This window comes from Streptomyces morookaense (assembly GCF_013030945.1).
Lineage (GTDB): Bacteria > Actinomycetota > Actinomycetes > Streptomycetales > Streptomycetaceae > Streptomyces > Streptomyces morookaensis.
Window position 1 is genome coordinate 1 of record NZ_JABBXF010000091.1, and the last position, 19,978, is coordinate 19,978.

At 71.8% G+C, this 19,978-nt stretch carries 16 protein-coding genes and 1 pseudogene; 12 read left to right on the forward strand and 5 right to left on the reverse strand.

Features of this window, described 5'->3' with window-relative positions; translation table 11 throughout:
• Positions 1-140 precede the first annotated feature (140 nt).
• The 3 genes from HG542_RS29485 (at position 141) to groL (ending at position 3,318) form a co-directional block, all read left to right on the forward strand.
• Positions 141-1,004 (forward strand): polysaccharide deacetylase family protein, encoded by an 864-nt coding sequence (locus HG542_RS29485; protein WP_229922479.1) that lies wholly within the window; start codon positions 141-143, stop codon positions 1,002-1,004.
• A 259-nt stretch (positions 1,005-1,263) separates the two neighbouring features.
• Entirely contained in the window at positions 1,264-1,572 is a 309-nt protein-coding gene (gene groES, locus HG542_RS29490; protein WP_004955293.1) for a co-chaperone GroES, read from the forward strand.
• Between the two features lie 117 nt (positions 1,573-1,689).
• Positions 1,690-3,318, forward strand: a complete 1,629-nt coding sequence (groL, locus tag HG542_RS29495; RefSeq protein ID WP_171086782.1) for a chaperonin GroEL — start codon at positions 1,690-1,692, stop codon at positions 3,316-3,318.
• A gap of 78 nt (positions 3,319-3,396) precedes the next feature.
• On the opposite strand, the gene HG542_RS29500 is transcribed toward groL, so the two are convergent.
• Both HG542_RS29500 and HG542_RS29505 read right to left on the reverse strand, forming a co-directional pair.
• On the reverse strand, positions 3,397-4,173 hold the full coding sequence (locus HG542_RS29500) for an SDR family NAD(P)-dependent oxidoreductase (RefSeq protein WP_171086784.1): 777 nt from the start codon (positions 4,171-4,173) through the stop codon (positions 3,397-3,399).
• The gene (locus tag HG542_RS29505) at positions 4,170-4,922 is read right to left on the reverse strand and encodes an MOSC domain-containing protein (protein ID WP_171086786.1); all 753 of its coding nucleotides are present in this window, start codon (positions 4,920-4,922) and stop codon (positions 4,170-4,172) included. The genes HG542_RS29500 and HG542_RS29505 overlap by 4 nt, the downstream gene beginning before the upstream one ends.
• Before the next feature lie 82 nt (positions 4,923-5,004).
• Here HG542_RS29505 and HG542_RS29510 point away from each other — a divergent pair, with 82 nt between their 5' ends.
• Positions 5,005-5,922 carry a LysR family transcriptional regulator gene (locus HG542_RS29510; RefSeq protein WP_171086788.1) on the forward strand — a complete coding sequence of 306 codons (918 nt, stop codon included), beginning with the start codon at positions 5,005-5,007 and terminating at the stop codon, positions 5,920-5,922.
• Positions 5,923-5,942: 20 nt separating this feature from the next.
• Here the strand turns inward: HG542_RS29510 and HG542_RS29515 are convergent, their stop codons facing one another.
• Positions 5,943-6,257 carry a WhiB family transcriptional regulator gene (locus tag HG542_RS29515; RefSeq protein WP_171086790.1) on the reverse strand — a complete coding sequence of 105 codons (315 nt, stop codon included), beginning with the start codon at positions 6,255-6,257 and terminating at the stop codon, positions 5,943-5,945.
• A 445-nt stretch (positions 6,258-6,702) separates the two neighbouring features.
• Here HG542_RS29515 and HG542_RS29520 point away from each other — a divergent pair, with 445 nt between their 5' ends.
• The 5 genes from HG542_RS29520 to HG542_RS29540 all read left to right on the forward strand — a co-directional run bounded on the left by HG542_RS29520 (position 6,703) and on the right by HG542_RS29540 (position 12,559).
• The gene (locus HG542_RS29520; RefSeq protein WP_003948568.1) at positions 6,703-7,314 is read left to right on the forward strand and encodes a response regulator transcription factor; all 612 of its coding nucleotides are present in this window, start codon (positions 6,703-6,705) and stop codon (positions 7,312-7,314) included.
• Positions 7,315-7,687: 373 nt separating this feature from the next.
• The gene (locus tag HG542_RS29525; protein WP_171086792.1) at positions 7,688-8,290 is read left to right on the forward strand and encodes a sigma-70 family RNA polymerase sigma factor; all 603 of its coding nucleotides are present in this window, start codon (positions 7,688-7,690) and stop codon (positions 8,288-8,290) included.
• 176 nt (positions 8,291-8,466) lie between these two features.
• Positions 8,467-9,969, forward strand: a complete 1,503-nt coding sequence (guaB, locus tag HG542_RS29530; RefSeq protein WP_171086794.1) for an IMP dehydrogenase — start codon at positions 8,467-8,469, stop codon at positions 9,967-9,969.
• A gap of 198 nt (positions 9,970-10,167) precedes the next feature.
• Complete coding sequence (locus HG542_RS29535) at positions 10,168-11,295, forward strand: GuaB3 family IMP dehydrogenase-related protein (protein WP_171086796.1); 1,128 nt, start codon at positions 10,168-10,170, stop codon at positions 11,293-11,295.
• A 112-nt stretch (positions 11,296-11,407) separates the two neighbouring features.
• The gene (locus HG542_RS29540) at positions 11,408-12,559 is read left to right on the forward strand and encodes a rod shape-determining protein (RefSeq protein WP_171086798.1); all 1,152 of its coding nucleotides are present in this window, start codon (positions 11,408-11,410) and stop codon (positions 12,557-12,559) included.
• 56 nt (positions 12,560-12,615) lie between these two features.
• Here the strand turns inward: HG542_RS29540 and HG542_RS29545 are convergent, their stop codons facing one another.
• Positions 12,616-13,887, reverse strand: a complete 1,272-nt coding sequence (locus HG542_RS29545; RefSeq protein ID WP_171086802.1) for a nucleotide sugar dehydrogenase — start codon at positions 13,885-13,887, stop codon at positions 12,616-12,618.
• Between the two features lie 262 nt (positions 13,888-14,149).
• Between HG542_RS29545 and HG542_RS29550 the strand changes: the two genes are divergently transcribed.
• Positions 14,150-15,856 (forward strand): glycerol-3-phosphate dehydrogenase/oxidase, encoded by a 1,707-nt coding sequence (locus HG542_RS29550; protein WP_171086803.1) that lies wholly within the window; start codon positions 14,150-14,152, stop codon positions 15,854-15,856.
• Between the two features lie 5 nt (positions 15,857-15,861).
• Here HG542_RS29550 and HG542_RS29555 read toward each other — a convergent pair whose 3' ends face one another.
• Positions 15,862-16,989, reverse strand: a complete 1,128-nt coding sequence (locus HG542_RS29555; RefSeq protein WP_171086805.1) for a serine hydrolase domain-containing protein — start codon at positions 16,987-16,989, stop codon at positions 15,862-15,864.
• 114 nt (positions 16,990-17,103) lie between these two features.
• On the opposite strand from HG542_RS29555, the pseudogene HG542_RS29560 reads away from it, so the two are divergent.
• Together HG542_RS29560 and HG542_RS29565 are read left to right on the forward strand one after the other, a co-directional pair.
• Positions 17,104-18,564, forward strand: a pseudogene (locus HG542_RS29560) (serine/threonine-protein kinase); the annotation flags it as partial.
• A gap of 205 nt (positions 18,565-18,769) precedes the next feature.
• A partial coding sequence (locus HG542_RS29565; RefSeq protein ID WP_176607123.1) for a protein kinase occupies positions 18,770-19,978 on the forward strand: 1,209 nt, incomplete at its 3' end.

Sequence of the window (19,978 nt, forward strand, 5' to 3'; positions counted from 1 at the left end):
GACAGCGTCAACTCCGCCTACTAAGAGCGGACGGGCACCGCACAGGGCGGCAGCACCCCGATCGGGGGAGCTGCCGCCCTTTTGCGTCCGCTCACCCCCCGAGGGGGAATGCCTCGAACGTGCGGACAAGAATCGTTCGAGTGAGCTCGCCTGTTTCCGGCCTCCGGGCCGCCCTCGCCCCCGCCGCCGCCCTGCTCCTCGCGGGCGCACTGCTGACCGGCTGCTCGAACGGCTCGTCGCACCCGAAACCGGCCACGCCGAGCCGCTCCGCGTCCAGTACCGCGTCCGCCGCCGCGCCCGACGCCGGCGCCTACCGCCGCTGGGGCCTCGACAGGCCCCTCGCGCCGCCGCCCGCGCCGCCGGCCACCCGGCTGACCGCGACGGTGAGGCCCGGCGAGACCCCGCAGATCGTCCGGCGGGTGCGGACCACCGACAAGGTCGTCTTCCTCACCTTCGACGACGGGGCCGAGAAGGACCCGGCGTTCGCGAGGATGGCCAAGGACCTGAAGCTGCCGTTCACGATGTTCCTGACGGACAACATCGCCCGCTCCGGCAGCGGCTACGGCTATTTCGAGCAGCTCCGCGCAGCGGGCCCCGCCCCCGGCAACGCCGTCGAGAACCACACCCTCACCCACCCCAACCTGCGCACCCTCTCCGCCGAGGCGCAGCGCAAGGAGATCTGCGGGCAGCAGGACATCCTGGAGAAGCGGTTCGGCACCCGCCCCGTCCTCTTCCGGCCCCCGTACGGCAACTACAACGACCGGACCCTCGCCGCGGCGGGCGACTGCGGGGTGCGCGCCGTCGTGCTGTGGGAGGCCACGATGCAGATCAACGACATGCGCTACGCGGAGGGGGGCGGGCTGCGCCCCGGCGACATCGTCCTCGCCCACTTCCGCGGCCCGTCCGAGCTCAAGGGCACGACGATGGCGCAGATGGTGACGAACATGCTCCGCAGCATCCAGAGGCAGGGCTACACGGTGGCCCGCCTGGAGGACTACGTGTAGCTGCGCGCCCCCGCGACGCGCCACCCCGCAGGTGGAGTAGGCGCCCCGCCCCCCGGGTAGGTCATGGCTCGCCGCACGGCGAATTGGCACTCCGCTTGACCGAGTGCTAACCGCGTCATAGTCTCGGCTCCGTTGGCACTCTCCACCGGTGAGTGCCAAACACAGCGACGGGCAGGTCCGGCACCCGCGACGACGGATCCACCTGGTCGCCACCTCAGACAATTGACCCCGTGAGATCTCCGAAGGGGGAGGTCGGATCGTGACGACCGCCAGCTCCAAGGTTGCCATCAAGCCGCTTGAGGACCGCATCGTGGTCCAGCCGCTCGACGCCGAGCAGACCACGGCCTCCGGCCTGGTCATCCCGGACACCGCGAAGGAGAAGCCCCAGGAGGGTGCTGTCCTCGCCGTCGGTCCGGGCCGCTTCGAGAACGGCGAGCGCCTGCCGCTCGACGTGAAGGTCGGCGACGTCGTGCTCTACAGCAAGTACGGCGGCACCGAGGTGAAGTACAACGGCGACGAGTACCTCGTCCTCTCGGCTCGCGACGTGCTCGCGATCATCGAGAAGTAATTCACCCCGAAGCCACAGGCTTTCGAGGCTTTGACTGCGCCCCTGGTTCCCGTGCCTGCAGAGCCGGGCGCCCGGGGCGCAGTTCGTTTGCGAGATACGGCGAAGGATACGTAACCCATGGCCAAGACCCTGAAGTTCGACGAGGACGCCCGTCGCGCCCTTGAGCGCGGCGTCAACAAGCTCGCCGACACCGTGAAGGTGACCATCGGCCCCAAGGGCCGCAATGTCGTCATCGACAAGAAGTTCGGCGCTCCCACGATCACCAACGACGGTGTGACCATCGCCCGCGAGGTCGAGCTGGACGACGCGTACGAGAACCTGGGCGCCCAGCTCGTCAAGGAGGTGGCGACCAAGACCAACGACATCGCGGGCGACGGCACCACCACCGCCACCGTGCTGGCCCAGGCCCTGGTCCGCGAGGGTCTGCGCAACGTCGCCGCCGGCGCCTCCCCGGCCGCCCTGAAGAAGGGCATCGACGCCGCGGTCAAGGCCGTCTCCGACGAGCTGCTCGCGACCTCCCGTCCGATCGACTCCAAGACCGACATCGCCGCCGTCGCCGCGCTGTCCGCCCAGGACAAGCAGGTCGGCGAGCTCATCGCCGAGGCGATGGACAAGGTCGGCAAGGACGGTGTCATCACCGTCGAGGAGTCCAACACCTTCGGCCTGGAGCTGGACTTCACCGAGGGCATGGCCTTCGACAAGGGTTACCTGTCGCCGTACATGGTCTCCGACCAGGAGCGTATGGAGGCCGTCCTCGACGACCCGTACATCCTGATCCACCAGGGCAAGATCTCCTCGATCCAGGACCTGCTGCCGCTGCTGGAGAAGGTCATCCAGGCCGGTGCCTCCAAGCCGCTGCTGATCATCGCCGAGGACGTCGAGGGCGAGGCCCTGTCGACCCTCGTCGTCAACAAGATCCGCGGCACCTTCAACGCCGTCGCCGTCAAGGCCCCCGGCTTCGGCGACCGCCGCAAGGCGATGCTCGGCGACATGGCCACCCTCACCGGCGCCACCGTGGTCGCCGAGGAGGTCGGCCTCAAGCTCGACCAGGTCGGCCTGGACGTGCTGGGCACCGCCCGCCGCGTGACCGTCACCAAGGACGACACCACCATCGTCGACGGCGGTGGCAACTCCGCCGATGTCGCGGGCCGCGTCGCCCAGATCAAGGCCGAGATCGAGGCCACGGACTCCGACTGGGACCGCGAGAAGCTCCAGGAGCGCCTCGCCAAGCTCGCCGGCGGCGTCTGCGTGATCCGCGTGGGTGCGGCCACCGAGGTCGAGCTCAAGGAGAAGAAGCACCGTCTGGAGGACGCCATCTCCGCGACCCGCGCCGCGGTCGAGGAGGGCATCGTCTCCGGTGGCGGTTCCGCTCTGGTCCACGCCGCCAAGGTGCTGGACGGCGGCCTGGGCAAGGACGGTGACGAGGCCACCGGTGTCGCCGTCGTCCGCCGCGCCGTCGTCGAGCCGCTGCGCTGGATCGCCGAGAACGCGGGCCTCGAGGGCTACGTCATCACCTCGAAGGTCGCCGAGCTGGACAAGGGCCAGGGCTTCAACGCCGCGACCGGCGAGTACGGCGACCTGGTGAAGGCCGGCGTCATCGACCCGGTCAAGGTCACCCGCTCCGCCCTGGAGAACGCCGCGTCCATCGCCTCCCTGCTGCTCACGACCGAGACCCTGGTCGTCGAGAAGAAGGAAGAGGAGCCCGCCGAGGCCGGTCACGGTCACGGTCACGGCCACGCGCACTGACGCACCGCGTAAGCCGCGAGGCCCGGCACCCCGCAAGGGGCGCCGGGCCTCCGGCGTTTCACGACTGCGGTCCTGCCGTCAGCGGGTCGGTCCGTACCGGCGGCCGGAGGCGGACGACATCCGGCCGAGCGCCCCGCGCGGCACGATCTTCGTCAGCCCGGTCAGTGCCTTGTAGCGCGGGTCCGGGACGGAGAGCGACTTGCCGCGCGCCAGGTCCTTGAGCGCGGCGTCCACCAGCCGGTCGGCGTCGAGCCACATCCAGCCGGGGATGTTGTCCGTTCCCATCCCCGCCCGCTGGTGGAACTCCGTCCGCACGAAACCCGGGCACAGCGCCATCAGCCGCACCCCGCTCCCCGCCAGGTCCCGCGCGGCGCCCTGCGTGAACTGCACGACCCACGCCTTGCTCGCGCCGTAGGTGCCCCGCGGGACGAACGCGGCGACCGACGCCACATTGACCACGCCGCCGCGCTTGCGCTCCCGCATCACCCCCACCGCGGCCGACGTCAGCCGCAGCACCGCCTCGCAGTGCACCTTGAGCATCTTCAGCTCGTCGGCCATCGGCACGTCGAGGAACGCGCCCTTGTTGCCGAACCCCGCATTGTTCACCAGCAGATCCACCGGATGCTTCCGGTCCGCGAGCCGCTCCTCGACCGCGGCGATGCCCGCGTCCTCCGCCAGGTCGGCGCGCAGCACCTCCGCCTCCACGCCGTGCCGGTCGTGCAGCTCGGTCGCCTGCTCGTGCAGCCTTTTCTCGTCGCGGGCCACCAGGACGAGGTTGTGCCCGTCGGCCGCGAGCCGCCGGGCAAAGGCCGCGCCGATGCCCGCGGTTGCTCCCGTGATCAGTGCAGTCGTCATACGGGAACGTTAGTGCTCGCCACGCCCTCGCGGCTGCCTTCCGGCGACTCCGTTCCTCCCTCCGGGCGCGCCGCTTGACGGGCCGTCCACTCGGCGGCCTTCCGCCGGATCCCGTCGGGCAGCGCTTCGCCGGCCGCCAGGACGCGGGGCAGCAGCGCGCGTTCGGTGGTGAGCGCACGGAAGACGAAGGAGACGGACACCTCGTGCTCCGGCCGGTGCACGACGGTCACCGGGTCGCCCGTGCCGATCTCGCCCGGCTCGACGACCCGCAGATACGCGCCGGGTGCGGCGGCCTGTGTGAACCGCCTGACCCAGCCCGCCTCGCCCAGCCAGTCGGCGAACGTGCGGCAGGGGATGCGCGGCGCGGAGACCTCCAGCACCAGGTCCCGCCCGATGCGCCAGCGCTCGCCGATCCGGGCGCCGTTGACGTCGACCCCGGCCGTGGTGAGGTTCTCGCCGAAGGAGCCGGGCGGCAGGGCGCGCCCCAACTCCCGCTCCCAGCCGTCGAGATCCTCGCGGGCGAAGGCGTAGACGGCCTGGTCGTTCCCGCCGTGGTGTTCGAGGTGGACCACCTCGTCACCGACCAGCCCGCTGCCCGCGGTGCCCTTCGGCCCGGGGGCGGCCACCGCGACCGGGCCCGCTGCGGGCCGCTTGTCGATACCGGTGACGATGCCGCCGGCGAAGCCCGGGGCATCCGGGCGGTCCGCTGTGGTCCGGGCATGTCCGACGTTCACGGAGAGCAGGTGCATGGGGCTCAGGGTAGGACGCACCGGTCAAAGCGTCGAGACAAGACGGCCACAGACCCCCCAAGCCGGGCTTATGCTCGGAGACATGATCGAGGCACGTCATCTCAGGGTGCTGCGCGCCGTGGCCACCACCGGTTCCTTCTCCGCCGCGGCCCGCGAGCTGGGCTGCACCCAGCCTGCGGTCAGCCAGCAGATGAAGGCCCTGGAGCAGTCCACGGGCACCCCGCTGCTGATCCGCTCGGGCCGCGAGATGCGCCTGACGCAGGCGGGCGAGGCGCTCGTCCGGCACGCGACGGGCATCCTGGCCGGGCTGACGGCCGCCGAGGAGGAGGTCGCGGCGATCGCGGGCCTGCGCGCGGGGAGGGTGCGGCTGGTGTCGTTCCCCAGCGGCAGCTCGGCGCTGGTGCCCTCCGCGCTGGCGGCGATGCGGGCCGCGCACCCCGGCACCCGGGTCTCGCTGGTCGAGGCCGAGCCGGGGCGTTCGGTGGAGATGCTGCGCGAGGGCGACTGCGAGATCGCCCTGGCCTTCCGCTATCCCGAGGTCGAGGTGCGCGGCGACGGCCAGGCGGCGCGTGAGGAGTGGGACGACCTCGTCGTCCGGCCGCTGCTGACCGACCGGCTCGTCGGGGTGCTCCCGGAGAGTCACCGGCTGGCGGGGGCGGACCGGATCGGGATCGGCGAGCTGGCGGAGGAGCCGTGGATCGCGGGCTGTCCGCGCTGCCGGCGGCATCTGGTCGAGGTCTGCGAGAGCGCGGGCTTCACGCCGCGGATCGACTTCGCGACGGACGACTACCCGGCGGTCTTCGGCCTGGTGGGCGCGGGGCTCGGGGTCGCTGTGATGCCCGAACTGGCGCTGGAGTCGGTGGTGCCCATGGGCGCGCGCACGGTGCCGGTGGAGCCTCTGGTGCAGCGCGAGATCGTGGCCCTCACCCTGCCGGACCTGGAACGGGTCCCGGCCGTCGGGGCCATGCTGGACCGCCTGACGGAGGCGACGCGGCGCTGAGGCGCTGCGTGGAGAAACGTTCAAGCAGTCATGGTGCCGGTCGCGGTGATGGACCGGTGCCGGGCGCGTCCCATCAGCTCCTCCCGCTCGTCCTCGGTGAGGCCGCCCCACACGCCGTAGGGCTCGCGCACCGCCAGCGCGTGCGCCGCGCACTCCGCGCGCACCGGGCAGCGCATGCACACCTCTTTCGCAGAGGTCTCCCGGGCGCTGCGGGCCGCGCCCCGTTCGCCCTCGGGATGGAAGAAGAGGGAGCTGTCGACCCCGCGGCACGCCGCCAGCAGCTGCCAGTCCCAGAGGTCGGCGTTGGGGCCGGGGAGGCGGGAGAAATCTGCCATGACTATCCCCTCGAAGCGATCGGAACCGATGTGTCGAAGCGATGTGCGTGACATGCACTTTTCAACTGCCATCCGAGCAGATGAAAATATGACTCATTGCGAATCTAGCCATAGATGCCTCTGTATGGGAAGAAAAGCGGCTCCAACTGAGCAAATGGGGCAAAAGTCGGGGCGGGGGCGGGCTCTGTCCCCGCGCGTTCCCCGTGCGCCCTGCTCCGTGTCCGCGCCTTCACGTAGAGTGCCGAACGTGGCCGACCGAGCCCGTAACTCTTTCGGGTGACCGTCGTTGAGAGTGCGGAGGCGGTTGACGAAATCAAGCGGTCGGGCGGGTGTCCGGGCTTGGTGGAGCTTGTCGGTATCTTCCGGCGTCTCGTCGATCGCACAGGTGACGATCAGTACCAGCCTGGAGGCTCAAGGTGACGCGCATCAGCTGCGGAGGGCGGCCATGACATCCGTCCTCGTCTGCGACGACTCCCCGCTTGCCCGAGAGGCGCTCCGTCGTGCGGTGGCGACCGTGCCCGGCGTCGAGCGTGTGACGACGGCGGCCAACGGCGAGGAAGTCCTCCGCCGCTGGGGCGCCGATCGTTCGGATCTGATTCTGATGGACGTGCGCATGCCCGGGCTCGGCGGTGTGGAAACCGTGCGCCGGCTGCTCTCGGCCGACCCCGGTGCCCGCATCATCATGCTCACCGTCGCGGAGGACCTCGACGGGGTGGCCCTCGCGGTCGCCGCCGGGGCCCGCGGCTACCTGCACAAGGACGCCTCGCGCGCCGAGCTGCGGGCCACCGTGACGCAGGCGCTCGCCGACCCCACCTGGCGCCTCGCCCCGCGCAGGCTGCGTTCGGCGGAGATGGGCGCCGCACCCACGCTCACCGCGCGCGAGATCCAGGTGCTGGAGGGAATGAGCCACGGCCGCTCCAACGCCGAGATCGGCCGCGAGCTGTTCCTCTCCGAGGACACCGTGAAGACGCATGCGCGCCGCCTGTTCAAGAAGCTGGGCGCCTCGGACCGGGCGCACGCGGTGGCGCTCGGTTTCCGGTGGGGTCTGGTCCGCTAGGCGCTTGTGGCGCGCAGCGCCGTGCGGTCGCGTTGCGCGTCACCGGGCAGGCGGTGCGCACCGCGACCTCACCGCGTCGGCGCCGGACGCCGAAACTCCGACGGATGCCGCATCCTTGGAGTTGTGACTCCTCCCCGTCCCCGGCACAGGCCGGCGCTTCTCGCCCGGCCGGGAGAGACCTGATGACGGACAGGCCTGGTCCCATGCCCTGCGGCATGGGCACAAGCTATCGGGGGAGTCGTGGGCGTGGGGCGGGTATACCCGGAAGGGGGCGACGCGAGACGTGAGTGCGACGACACCGACGCGTAACGGTTCTATGCACAACAATGAGGGCGGTGCCACGGATCGTCCGGCGTCAAGGCACCATGGACCGATGCGCGACGACGAGATCCCGGGGCCCCCTGTGGCCACAGGTCCGGGGGAGATCGGCGCCCTCGTCGCCCGTGCCGTCGAGGGAGACCGGCGGGCCACTCACGATCTGCTCGCCCTGGTGCACCCTCTCGCGCTGCGCTACTGCCGCACGCGGCTGTCCCGTCTGCCGGGCGACGCCCGGCACTTCGTGGACGACCTGGCGCAGGAGGTCTGCCTGGCGGTGCTCTGTGCGCTGCCGCGCTACCGCGACACCGGGCGCCCCTTCGAGGCGTTCGTCGTGGCCATCGCCGCCCACAAGGTCGCCGACCTCCAGCGGGCCGCCATGCGTCACCCCGGCAGCACGGCCGTGCCCTCCGACGAGATGCCCGAGCAGCCCGACGACTCGCTCGGTCCGGAGGAACGGGCGCTGCTCAGCAGCGATGCCGAGTGGGCCAAGAAGCTGCTGGCCAACCTTCCGGAGAACCAGCGCGAGCTGGTGCTGCTGAGGGTCGCGGTGGGACTGACGGCGGAGGAGACCGGGCAGATGCTGGGCATGTCGCCGGGCGCGGTCCGGGTCGCGCAGCACCGTGCGCTCAGCCGGCTGCGGGCTCTCGCGGAGCAGTAGACGAGCAGTAGACGAGTGGTGGCCGAGCGGCAGGCCGCTCGGCAAAATGGCGCCCGCAGCACGGCGGTTGGAGGAATGTCCAAGTGATGCGGGACTCAGTCATAGTGGAATGGGACACGCGTGGCGCCCGTTAGCATGGGAGTCCTGGCTGATGCAAGACCATTGGAGAAGGTGTCATGACTGACAACGTCGACGGTATGCCCGCGAAGTTCGCGATGCTCGGTCTGACTTACGACGACGTCCTGCTGCTGCCGGGCGCGTCCGAGGTGCTGCCCAACACCGTCGACACCGCTTCCCGGGTCTCGCGCAACGTGCGGGTGAACATCCCGCTGCTGTCGGCCGCGATGGACAAGGTCACCGAGGCGCGCATGGCCATCGCCATGGCCCGCCAGGGCGGTGCGGGCGTGCTGCACCGCAACCTCTCCATCGAGGACCAGGCCAACCAGGTCGACCTCGTCAAGCGCTCCGAGTCCGGCATGGTCTCCGACCCGATCACCGTGCGCCCCGATGCCACGCTGGCCGAGGCGGACGCCCTTTGTGCGAAGTTCCGGATCAGCGGTGTGCCGGTCACCGACGGTGCGAACAAGCTGCTCGGCATCGTCACCAACCGCGACATGGCCTTCGAGCTGGACCGCAGCCGCCAGGTCCGCGAGGTCATGACCCCGATGCCGCTGGTGACGGGCAAGGTCGGGATCTCCGGCGAGGCCGCGATCGAGCTGCTCCGCCGTCACAAGATCGAGAAGCTGCCGCTGGTGGACGACGCCGGGGTGCTCAAGGGCCTCATCACGGTCAAGGACTTCGTCAAGGCCGAGCAGTACCCGAACGCCGCCAAGGACGCCGACGGCCGGCTGATCGTCGGTGCCGCGGTCGGCGTCGGCGCCGAGGCCTTCGAGCGCGCCCAGGCGCTGGTCGAGGCCGGTGCGGACTTCCTGGTGGTGGACAGCGCCCACGGCCACAGCCGCGGCATCCTGGACATGATCGCCAAGGTCAAGTCCAACATCAACGTCGATGTCGTCGGCGGCAACGTCGCCACCCGCGACGGCGCCCAGGCGCTGATCGACGCGGGCGTGGACGGCGTGAAGGTCGGCGTCGGCCCGGGCTCGATCTGCACCACCCGCGTCGTCGCCGGCATCGGCGTCCCCCAGGTCACCGCCATCTACGAGGCCGCCCAGGCCTGCCACGCGGCGGGCGTGCCGCTGATCGGCGACGGCGGTCTGCAGTACTCCGGCGACATCGCCAAGGCGATCGCCGCGGGCGCCGACACGGTGATGCTGGGCTCGCTGCTCGCCGGCTGCGAGGAGTCGCCGGGCGAGATGGTCTTCATCAACGGCAAGCAGTTCAAGTCCTACCGGGGCATGGGCTCGCTCGGTGCGATGCAGTCGCGCGGCCAGGCGAAGTCCTTCTCCAAGGACCGCTACTTCCAGGACAACGTCCTCTCCGAGGACAAGCTCGTCCCCGAGGGCATCGAGGGCCAGGTCCCCTACCGCGGCCCGCTGTCCTCGGTCGCCCACCAGCTCATCGGCGGCCTGCGCGCCTCCATGGGCTACGTCGGCTCCGCGGACATCCAGGAGCTGAAGGACAAGGGCCGCTTCGTCCGCATCACGTCGGCGGGCCTCAAGGAGAGCCACCCGCACGACATCCAGATGACGGTGGAGGCGCCGAACTATTCGCGCCGGTGACCACGGCCTCCGGCCGGGGGTCCGGGGGTTGCCCCCCGGATGATGCGGTCAGATGACGGTGGAGGCGCCGAACTACTCCCGTCGGTAGTAGTCGGAGCTTTGTATGAGGTCGTAAGGGGCCCGTGGTCGTCAGGCCGCGGGCCTCGCCGCGTCAGGGATACTGGATGCGGCAGACGTGCAGAAGGAAAGGCCACACACGTGACTGAGATCGAGATCGGGCGCGGCAAGCGCGGCCGCCGGGCGTACGCCTTCGACGACATCGCCGTCGTCCCGAGTCGCCGTACCCGCGACCCGAAGGAGGTCTCGATCGCCTGGCAGATCGACGCCTACCGCTTCGAGCTGCCGTTCCTGGCCGCCCCGATGGACTCGGTCGTCTCGCCCGAGACCGCCATCCGCATCGGTGAGCTGGGCGGCCTGGGCGTGCTCAACCTCGAGGGTCTGTGGACCCGCTACGAGGACCCGGAGCCGCTGCTCGCGGAGATCGCCGAGCTGGACGAGCGCACCGCGACCAAGCGCCTGCAGGAGATCTACGCCGCTCCGATCAAGGAGGAGCTGATCGGGCAGCGCATCAAGGAGGTCCGCGACTCCGGTGTCGTGACCGCCGCCGCGCTCTCCCCGCAGCGCACCGCGCAGTTCTCCAAGGCCGTCGTCGACGCCGGCGTGGACATCTTCGTCATTCGCGGCACGACCGTCTCCGCCGAGCACGTCTCCGGTGCCGCCGAGCCGCTGAACCTGAAGCAGTTCATCTACGAGCTCGACGTGCCGGTCATCGTCGGCGGCTGCGCCACGTACACCGCCGCGCTGCACCTGATGCGCACCGGTGCCGCGGGCGTCCTGGTGGGCTTCGGCGGCGGCGCCGCGCACACCACCCGCAACGTGCTGGGCATCCAGGTCCCGATGGCGACCGCGGTCGCCGACGTGGCCGCCGCCCGCCGCGACTACATGGACGAGTCCGGCGGCCGCTACGTGCACGTGATCGCCGACGGCGGCGTGGGCTGGTCCGGCGACCTGCCCAAGGCCATCGCCTGCGGCGCCGACGCCGTGATGATGGGCTCCCCGCTCGCCCGCGCCACCGACGCGCCGGGCCGCGGCCACCACTGGGGCATGGAGGCCGTCCACGAGGACGTGCCGCGCGGCAAGCGCATGAACCTGGGCGTGGTCGGCTCGACCGAGGAGATCCTCCTCGGCCCCTCGCACACCCCCGACGGCTCCATGAACTTCTTCGGCGCCCTGCGCCGGGCCATGGCCACCACGGGCTACAGCGAGCTCAAGGAGTTCCAGCGTGTCGAGGTGACGGTCGCGCCGTCGCAGCACGACAAGCGCTGACGCACCGACAGAAGGCCCGGACCCTGCCACGGCAGGGTCCGGGCCTTTTCCGTTGCCCACCAGGGGCGTTAGCTCCGTATAAAGGTTCGAGCATAGGGAATACTGGCGACTTATGGCGCAAAGCAAGTCGTTCAGCGGCAGGGACATGGGCATCGACCTCGGCACCGCGAACACGCTGGTGTACGTGCGGGGGAAGGGGGTGGTGCTCAACGAACCCTCGGTCGTCGCCGTCAACGCCGACGACGGCAGCGTGCTGTCGGTCGGTTCCGAGGCCAAGGAGACCATCGGCCGCACCCCCTCGAACATCGTCGCCGTGCGCCCGCTGCGCGACGGCGTCATCGCGGACTTCGAGATAGCCGAGCGGATGCTGCGGCACTTCATCAAGAAGGTGATGGCGGGCCGCCGTTTCACCCGGCCCCGCGTCGTGGTGTGCGTGCCGTCCGGCATCACGGGCGTGGAGCGCCGCGCGGTCATCGAGGCCGCGTCGCAGGCCGGGGCGCGGGCCGTGCACCTGGTGGAGGAGCCGATGGCCGCCGCGATCGGCGCGGGCCTGCCGGTCAGCGAGCCCACCGGCTGCATGGTCGTCGACATCGGCGGCGGCACCACCGAGGTAGCGGTGATCTCGCTGGGCGGCATCGTCACGGCGCGCTCGGTGCGCACCGCGGGCGACGCCATGGACGCGGCGATCATGTCCTACGTCAAGAAGGAGTACTCCCTCGCGATCGGTGAGCGCACCGCCGAGGAGATCAAGATGACCATCGGCTCCGCCGCTCCGACCGGTTACTGGTCGGCGGCCGGACTGAGCGCGCTCGCCCAGCAGTTGGAGAAGAGCGGCGACGTGGAGGGCGCCGGCGGCGACCCGGAGGAGACCCAGGGCCTCAAGCCGCCGGAGCGCATCACCATCCGCGGCCGTGACCAGGTCAGCGGTCTGCCGAAGACGCTGACGCTGACGGCGGACGAGATCCGGCACGCGCTCTCGGAGCCGGTCGACGCCATCGTGATGGCGGTGCGCCAGAGCCTGGACGAGACCCCGCCGGAGCTGTCGGGCGACATCATGGACCGCGGCATCGTGCTGACGGGCGGCGGTGCACTGCTGCGCGGGCTGGACGTCCGTCTCAGCAAGGAGCTGGACATCCCGGTCCTGGTCGCGGACGACCCGCTGGACTGCGTTGCCGTCGGCACGGGCCGCTGCGTGGAGGACTTCGCGGCGCTGAGGACGGTGCTGGACGCGCAGCCGCGACTGCTGGCGGGGCGCAGGCTGTAGCGGTACGACGGGGTACGACGCGCTACGGGGGGGTGCGGGGCCGGCTTCGCAACCCCCTACAGCCGGTGCGCCGCCCCCGCCGGGCTGGCGCCCCGTGTGTCCAGCAGCAACTGCGCCTTGACCGCCAGTCCTTGGAGGTCGTACGTGCGGTGCGGCTGCAGCAGCACCGTCAAGTCGGCGTCCGCTGCGGCCTCGTAGAGGCAGTCGGCCCGCGGCACTGGCTTCCCCAGCACGCGCCACTGCGCCACGTAGGGGTCGTGGTAGCTGAGCTGGGCCCCCATCTCCATCAGGCGGGAGGCGATCTCCCGCGCCGGCGACCCCTCCTGGTCGGCCACGTCCGCCTTGTAGCCGACGCCGAGCAGCAGCACCCGTGCGCCGCGCGCCGACTTGCCGTGCTCGTTGAGCAGCGTGGCGCAGCGCTGGATGACGTAGCGCGGCATCCGCCCGTTGACCTCCTGCGCCAGTTCCACCATGCGCAGCGGGTGCCCGGGGCTGCTGCGCTTGTACGAGAGGTAGGCGGGGTCGATGGGCACCCCGTGGCCTCCCACGCCGGGGCCGGGCCGGAAGGCCTGGAAGCCGAAGGGCTTGGTCTCCGCGCAGCGCACGACGTCCCACAGGTCGACGCCGATGTCGTGGCAGAACACCGCCATCTCGTTGACCAGCGCGATGTTGACGTGCCGGTAGTTGGTCTCCAGCACCTTGACCGTCTCGGCCTCGCGCACCCCCCGGGCCCGTACGACCTTCTCGCAGAACCGTCCGTAGAACGCGGCGGCGGCCTCCGTGCAGGCGGCGGTGAGACCGCCGATGACCTTGGGCGTGTTGGCGAAGCCGTGGCGCCGGTTGGCGGGGTCGAAGCGGCTGGGGGAGTAGGCGAGATGGAAGTCCCGGCCGGCGCGCAGCCCGGAGCCCGCTTCGAGGAGGGGGCGCACGAAGTCCTCCGTCGTGCCGGGGTGGACGGCCGATTCCAGCAGCACGGTGGTGTGCGGGCGCAGCCGCACGGCCAGGGTGCGGGCGGCGTCGCGGACGGCGCTGAGGTCCAGGGCCCGGTCCTCGCCGAGCCGGGTGGGGGCGCAGATCACGGCGGTACGGACCTTGCCGAGCTCGGCGTCCTCGGTGGTGGGGCGGAAGCCCGCGGAGAGCATGCGGCGGATCCCGGCGGCGGTCAGCGAGCCGGCGCCGCCCTCGGCGGGCAGCCGGCCGGCGCGCAGTTCGGCGACCGTGTGCGGGTCGGGGTCGTAGCCGACGGTGGGGAGGCGCGCGGCGGTGGCCGCCTGGGCGAGGGGGAGGCCGAGGGGGCCGAGTCCGATGACGGCGAGATCTGCGGGCATGGCGGGGCGGTCCTTCCCGGAGGGCCGGGCGAGGCACGGACGGGCTGAATCAGGTTAAGCGGATATATGACAGTTGTCCGGGATTGCGGAGGGCCTGCCGTGCCGTGCCACGGTCCTGCTGCGCCTGCGGACCGGCCGGAACGGCGGATCTGGGGCAGCATCGAAGGGAGGCGGCGGACGAGCCGGGCCCGCCACCGGGCTGCACGGGCGCCGGTGGCGCCGTCACCGGCGGACAGCGTGAGCGGTCGAGCGGGAGGCAGTGGTGAGGACATCGGTACTCGGGCCGGCCGAGCGCGGACAGGCGCTCGCCCGGATGGCGGAACGCGAACTGGACATCCTCGTGGTCGGCGGCGGCGTGGTCGGCGCGGGCACCGCGCTCGACGCGGCGACCCGGGGGCTGGTGACGGGCCTGGTGGAGGCGCGGGACTGGGCCGCGGGCACCTCCAGCCGCTCCAGCAAACTCATCCACGGCGGGCTGCGCTACCTGGAGATGCTCGACTTCGCCCTCGTGCGCGAGGCCCTCAAGGAACGCGGCCTGCTGCTGCAGCGGCTCGCCCCGCACCTGGTGAAGCCCGTGCCGTTCCTCTACCCGCTCCAGCACCGGGGCTGGGAACGCTGCTACGCGGGCGCGGGCGTGGCGCTGTACGACGCCATGTCCGTCTCCTCCGGCCACGGCCGCGGGCTGCCCACGCACCGTCACCTCACGCGCAGGCGGGCGCTGCGGGTCGCCCCCGCGCTGCGCAAGGACGCGCTGATCGGTGCCCTGCAGTACTACGACGCGCAGATGGACGACGCGCGCTACGTGATGACCCTCGTGCGCACCGCCTCGGCCTACGGCGCCGATGTCGCCAACCGGGCGCGCGTGGTGGGCTTCCTGCGCGAGGGGGAGCGGGTGGTCGGCGCCCGCGTGCGCGACCTGGAGCAGGGCGGCGAGTTCGAGATCCGCGCCCGGCAGATCGTCAACGCCACCGGGGTGTGGACGGACGACACCCAGCAGATGATCGCCGAGCGCGGCCAGTTCCACGTCCGGGCCTCCAAGGGCATCCACCTGGTGGTGCCCAAGGACCGCATCCACTCCACGACCGGGCTGATCCTGCGCACCGAGAAGAGCGTGCTGTTCGTCATCCCCTGGGGCCGGCACTGGATCATCGGCACCACCGACACCGACTGGGACCTCGACAAGGCCCACCCGGCGGCCTCCAGCGCGGACATCGATTATCTGCTGGAACACGTCAACTCGGTGCTCGCCGTGCCGCTCACGCGCGACGACGTCCAGGGCGTCTACGCCGGGCTGCGCCCGCTGCTGGCCGGTGAGTCGGACGCCACCAGCAAGCTCTCGCGCGAGCACACCGTGGCGCACCCGGTGCCCGGTCTGGTCGTCGTGGCGGGCGGCAAGTACACGACGTACCGGGTGATGGCCAAGGACGCGGTGGACGAGGCCGTGCACGGGCTGGCCCAGCGGGTGGCCGACTGCGTCACCGAGGACGTGCCCCTGGTGGGCGCCGAGGGCTACCGGGCGATGTGGAACGGCCGCGCGCAGATCGCCCGGCGCACGGGCCTGCACGTCGCGCGCGTCGAGCATCTGCTGAACCGGTACGGCTCGCTGGTGGACGAGGTGCTGGGCCTGGTCGTCGGCGACCCGTCGCTGGGCGAGCCGCTGCCGGCCGCGGAGGACTACCTGAAGGCGGAGGTCGTCTACGCGGCCTCGCACGAGGGCGCGCGCCACCTGGACGACGTGCTCACGCGGCGCACCAGGATCTCGATCGAGACCTTCGACCGCGGGACGCGCAGCGCACGGGAGGCCGCGGGCCTGATGGCGTCCGTGCTGGGGTGGGACGAGGCGCAGATCGAGAAGGAGGTCGAGCACTACGAGAAGCGCGTCCAGGCGGAACGGGAGTCGCAGCGCCAGCCGGACGACCTGACGGCGGACGCGGCGCGGCTGGGGGCGCCGGACATCCAGCCGGTGTGAGGCGCCTATCCGTCACGGCGCGGACAGAACTCGGCTGCCAGCAGCCGGGTTTCGGTCGTGGCGCCGGGCCGTACATCACTGTTGACCCGATAACTGACCACATGTCGGCCGTCGTCCGTCGCGAGGGCCACCACATACGACCCGCTGATCTCCCCGTTGTGCCCCCACACCGTCCGCCCGCACGGCAGCTGTACCGGGAACAGCCCCATCCCGTACCGCCCCTGCGAGGCCCGGGTGTCCTCCATCGCGTGCAGCTCCGGCGCGGGCAGCAGCTTTCCGCCCAGCAGGGCGGCGAAGAAGCGGTCGAGGTCGGGAAGGGTCGTGACCATCTCTCCTGCGGCGCCCGCCGACGAGGGGTTGAGGTCGGTGACGTCGGTGAGCCCTGCGCTGTACGCGCGCCCGTGCGGCGCGGGGAGCGTGGTGCGGGGGCCGGGGAAGCTGGTGCCCGTGAGGTGCAGGGGGAGGATGACGCGGCGTCGGGCCTCGTCGGCGTAGGAGTCGCCGGTGACCTGACGGATGACCATGCCGAGGAGCAGGTAGTCGGTGTTGGAGTAGTGGTAGACGGCTCCCGGCGGGGCGTAGGGCCGGTGGGCCAGCGCGGTGCGCAGCAGGGCCTCGGGGGTGTGGGAGTCGTAGCGGTGCGCGGTGAACCCGGCGCCGAAGAACTCGCTGAAGAACGCGCGGTCGTCGGTGTAGGAGAACAGTCCGCTGGTGTGGGTGAGCAGTTGGCGGACCGTGATGTGTGCGGTGCCCGTGGTGCGTCTGATAGCTGCGGAGTCGTCAGGGGGCAGGTGGTCTTCGACCGGATCGTCCGGATCCAGCCGGTGCTCCGCGACCAGCTGGAGCGTGACGGTGGCAATGACCGTTTTCGTGATGCTTCCGGCACGGAAGCGATCCGTGGGACGGATGAGGCGTCCCGTCCGGATGTCCGCGACCCCGGCCGTGCTGAACCGGGCCGTCCCATGAGCATCTTGTGACAGCTCGGCGGCCCCGGGAACCGTACGTTGCGAAATCAGGTCATGTAGGGGTGAGCGGGCGGTGAAGCCGCAACCGGCCGCCCCCTGCGCTGCAACGGCGCAGCACAGCGCGGCCATGGCTGCCGTGAGGCGTGCTGGGGCGGTGCGCGTCGGCATGCGCCCATCATCCACGGCCTCTTGGACCCTGGCCTTCCGCAGGTCCTGGGATGAGAGACAATGGACGCTCTGCCAGGGTCGGTTGGTCGCAGAGCTGATTGCCAGAGGGGACGCATGTCGGAGGCGGAGCAGACGCAGGGCACGACAGGGCGCCTCCTCGCCGGTCGGTACCGGCTGGGGAAAGTCCTCGGCCGCGGCGGCATGGGTACGGTCTGGCGCGCGACGGACGAGACGCTGGGGCGCACGGTCGCGGTCAAGGAACTGCGCTTCCCGGCCAACATCGACGAGGACGAGAAGCGCCGCCTCATCACGCGCACGCTGCGCGAGGCCAAGGCGATCGCCCGCATCCGCAGCGCGGGCGCGGTCACGGTCTACGACGTGGTGCACGAGGACGACCGCCCGTGGATCGTCATGGAGCTCATCGAGGGCCGCTCGCTCGCCGAGGTCATCCGCGAGGACGGGCCGCTGAAGTGGAGACGGGCCGCCGAAGTCGGCCTGGCGGTCCTCGACGTGCTGCGCGCCGCGCACCGTGAGGGCATCCTGCACCGTGACGTGAAGCCGTCCAACGTGCTCATCGCGGACGACGGGCGTGTCGTCCTCACCGACTTCGGCATCGCGCAGGTCGAGGGCGACCCGTCGGTCACCTCCACCGGCATGCTCGTCGGCGCCCCCTCCTACATCTCCCCCGAGCGGGCGCGCGGCCAGAAGCCGGGGCCCCCGGCCGACCTGTGGTCGCTGGGCGGTCTGCTGTACGCGGCGACGGAAGGCGCCCCTCCGTACGACAAGGGGTCGGCCATAGCGACCCTCACGGCCGTGATGACGGAGCCCCTGGGCCCGCCGAAGAACGCCGGCCCGCTGGCGGAGGTCATGTACGGGCTGCTGGCCAAGGACCCGCAGAAGCGTTTGGACGAGGCCGGTGCACGGGCGCTGCTGACCGACGCGGTCAACGCCCCGGACGAGCGTCTGCCCAAGCGGCCGGAGCCGCAGCCGGACCTGGAGGCCACGCAGGCGATCGCGGTGCCAGCCATCCCGGCGCTGCCCTCGTCGTCGGCCGAGCGGACGAAGCAGACGAAGCAGGCGAGGCAGGCAGAGAGGTCGCAGCAGAGCGGCCGGACCCCGGCCGCGGCGAAGCCGTCCACCTCGACGTCGCGGCCGTCGGTGTCCTCGGCGTCGTCCTCGGCCTCGCCCTCGGCCGGGTCGAAGCCGAAGACGATGTCCGCAGGATCGTCCCGGCCGTCCTCCTCGGACGCCCCGACCGACCGGATCCAGAGCTCCTTCCGGCCGCTGCGGGATGCAGTGCCCTCGGCGTCGGCATCGGCTTCCGAGCCGGAGCGGACGGCGCTGCAGGGGCTGGGCAGCGTCTCCACGGGCATCCGGATCCGCGGCAGCGCGCGGTCCGGCTCCTTCGGGCGGGCCTCCCTCACGGACGTCGTGCCGCGGAAGGTGCTGCTCGTCGCCGTGGTCGTCGTGGCGCTGGCCGTCCTCGGCACGGTGCTGGCCCTCGCGTTCAGCGACGGGGGCAAGGACCAGGACGGCAAGGGCGGTTCAACGGTCAAGCACAAGAGCGCGTCCACGATCGTGAGCGGCACGACCGGGAAGTCGTCCTGAGCACGCGCTGAGCATGCATGGAGCACCCTCCTGAGAACGTACTGAGCCGTACGCGCCCGAAGGGGCGGGTTCGGCACGTATCGTGAGTCCTCGTGGACTGTACGCAGCCGCATTGGGCATCACCATCAGCAGCAAACGACAGCTGAACGACCGGCTTTGACGGTAGGCGGTCATGCGGTCGACGGGTGGAACGCACGACTGGGGAGGCGCCGTGGACGACTACGCGGGCCGGGTGCTCGCCGACCGCTACCGCCTGCCGCTGCCGCCCTCCGAAGCGTTCGAACTCGTCGAGACCAGAGCCTTCGACACCTACAGCGGGCAGGAGGTCCTGGTCCGCCAGATCCCGCTGCCCGAGGTCGTCGACGCCGAAGTCGTGGGCGACGAGGCGCCGTACGGGGCCGGCGGCGGCGCGGCCGGGCGGACCGGGCAGGGGCCGGGCAACCCCGCCGTGCGCCGGGCACTGGCGGCCGCGACGGCCGCGGCGCAACTCCCCGACCACCCGCGGCTCGACCAGGTCTTCCACGTCTTCGCGGAGGCGGGCAGCCTCTGGATCGTCAGCGAACTCGTCGCCGCCCGCCCGCTCGCGGCCGTGATGGCCGAACGCGCCCTCTCCCCGCACCGCGCGGCCGAGGTGGCCGCCGACGTGCTCACGGCCCTGCGCGCCCTGCACGCCCACGGCTGGACCCACCGCAACATCACCGTGCGCACGGTCCTCATCTGCGACGACGGCCGGGCCATCCTCACCGGCCTCGCGGCGGGCGCGGCCGAGGAGGCGCTGTGCGGCTACGACCCGGTGCCGCGAGCCGCCGAGCCGCCGCGCCCGCCCGCAGCGGCACCGGCCGGCCCCCCGGGAGCAGCCGCCAAGAAGGGAGCGCGGTCCGCGGCCGTCGCCGCGTACACGGCGGGCACCCGTGCCGCCGCCGCGCGCACGCCGGCCGGGGAGGGCCGCACCGGCACCGCGACCGGCGCCTCCACCTGGGGCGGCGGCAGCGCCGCCAGCGGGACGGCTCCCGCGCCCGGCTCCCCCCTGCCCTGGAGCGCCGACTCCCTGGTGCACGGCGTCCCCCCGGCCCGTACGGCACCCGAAGCCGCCGCGGAGCCCGCAGCCCGAACCCCGCAAGGGCCGCAGGCCCGCACCGGGACCGCTCCGGCGCCGCCGGCCGAGAGCTGGGCCCAGGGCTCCGGACCCGGCAGCGCCCTCGCGGCCGAACGGGCGCGCCAGGCACGCATGGTGGTGGTCGGCGCCGTCACCGAGCGCTGGGCCCCGGAGCAGGCCTGGCCCGTGCAGGAGAACTGGCAGCTGGCCCCGCCCGTCGGCCCGGCCGCCGACCTGTGGGCGCTGGGCGCGCTGCTCTTCCGCGTCGTCCAGGGGCACGCGCCC

Bases quoted from the DNA above. Each gene is read 5' to 3' on its own strand.
- groL (WP_171086782.1), top strand. From the start codon at position 1,690: ATGGCCAAGACCCTGAAGTTCGACGAGGACGCCCGTCGCGCCCTTGAG.
- HG542_RS29500 (WP_171086784.1), bottom strand. From the start codon at position 4,173: ATGACGACTGCACTGATCACGGGAGCAACCGCGGGCATCGGCGCGGCC.
- HG542_RS29505 (WP_171086786.1), bottom strand. From the start codon at position 4,922: ATGCACCTGCTCTCCGTGAACGTCGGACATGCCCGGACCACAGCGGAC.
- HG542_RS29510 (WP_171086788.1), top strand. From the start codon at position 5,005: ATGATCGAGGCACGTCATCTCAGGGTGCTGCGCGCCGTGGCCACCACC.
- HG542_RS29515 (WP_171086790.1), bottom strand. From the start codon at position 6,257: ATGGCAGATTTCTCCCGCCTCCCCGGCCCCAACGCCGACCTCTGGGAC.
- HG542_RS29520 (WP_003948568.1), top strand. From the start codon at position 6,703: ATGACATCCGTCCTCGTCTGCGACGACTCCCCGCTTGCCCGAGAGGCG.
- HG542_RS29525 (WP_171086792.1), top strand. From the start codon at position 7,688: ATGCGCGACGACGAGATCCCGGGGCCCCCTGTGGCCACAGGTCCGGGG.
- guaB (WP_171086794.1), top strand. From the start codon at position 8,467: ATGACTGACAACGTCGACGGTATGCCCGCGAAGTTCGCGATGCTCGGT.
- HG542_RS29540 (WP_171086798.1), top strand. From the start codon at position 11,408: ATGGCGCAAAGCAAGTCGTTCAGCGGCAGGGACATGGGCATCGACCTC.
- HG542_RS29545 (WP_171086802.1), bottom strand. From the start codon at position 13,887: ATGCCCGCAGATCTCGCCGTCATCGGACTCGGCCCCCTCGGCCTCCCC.
- HG542_RS29555 (WP_171086805.1), bottom strand. From the start codon at position 16,989: ATGCCGACGCGCACCGCCCCAGCACGCCTCACGGCAGCCATGGCCGCG.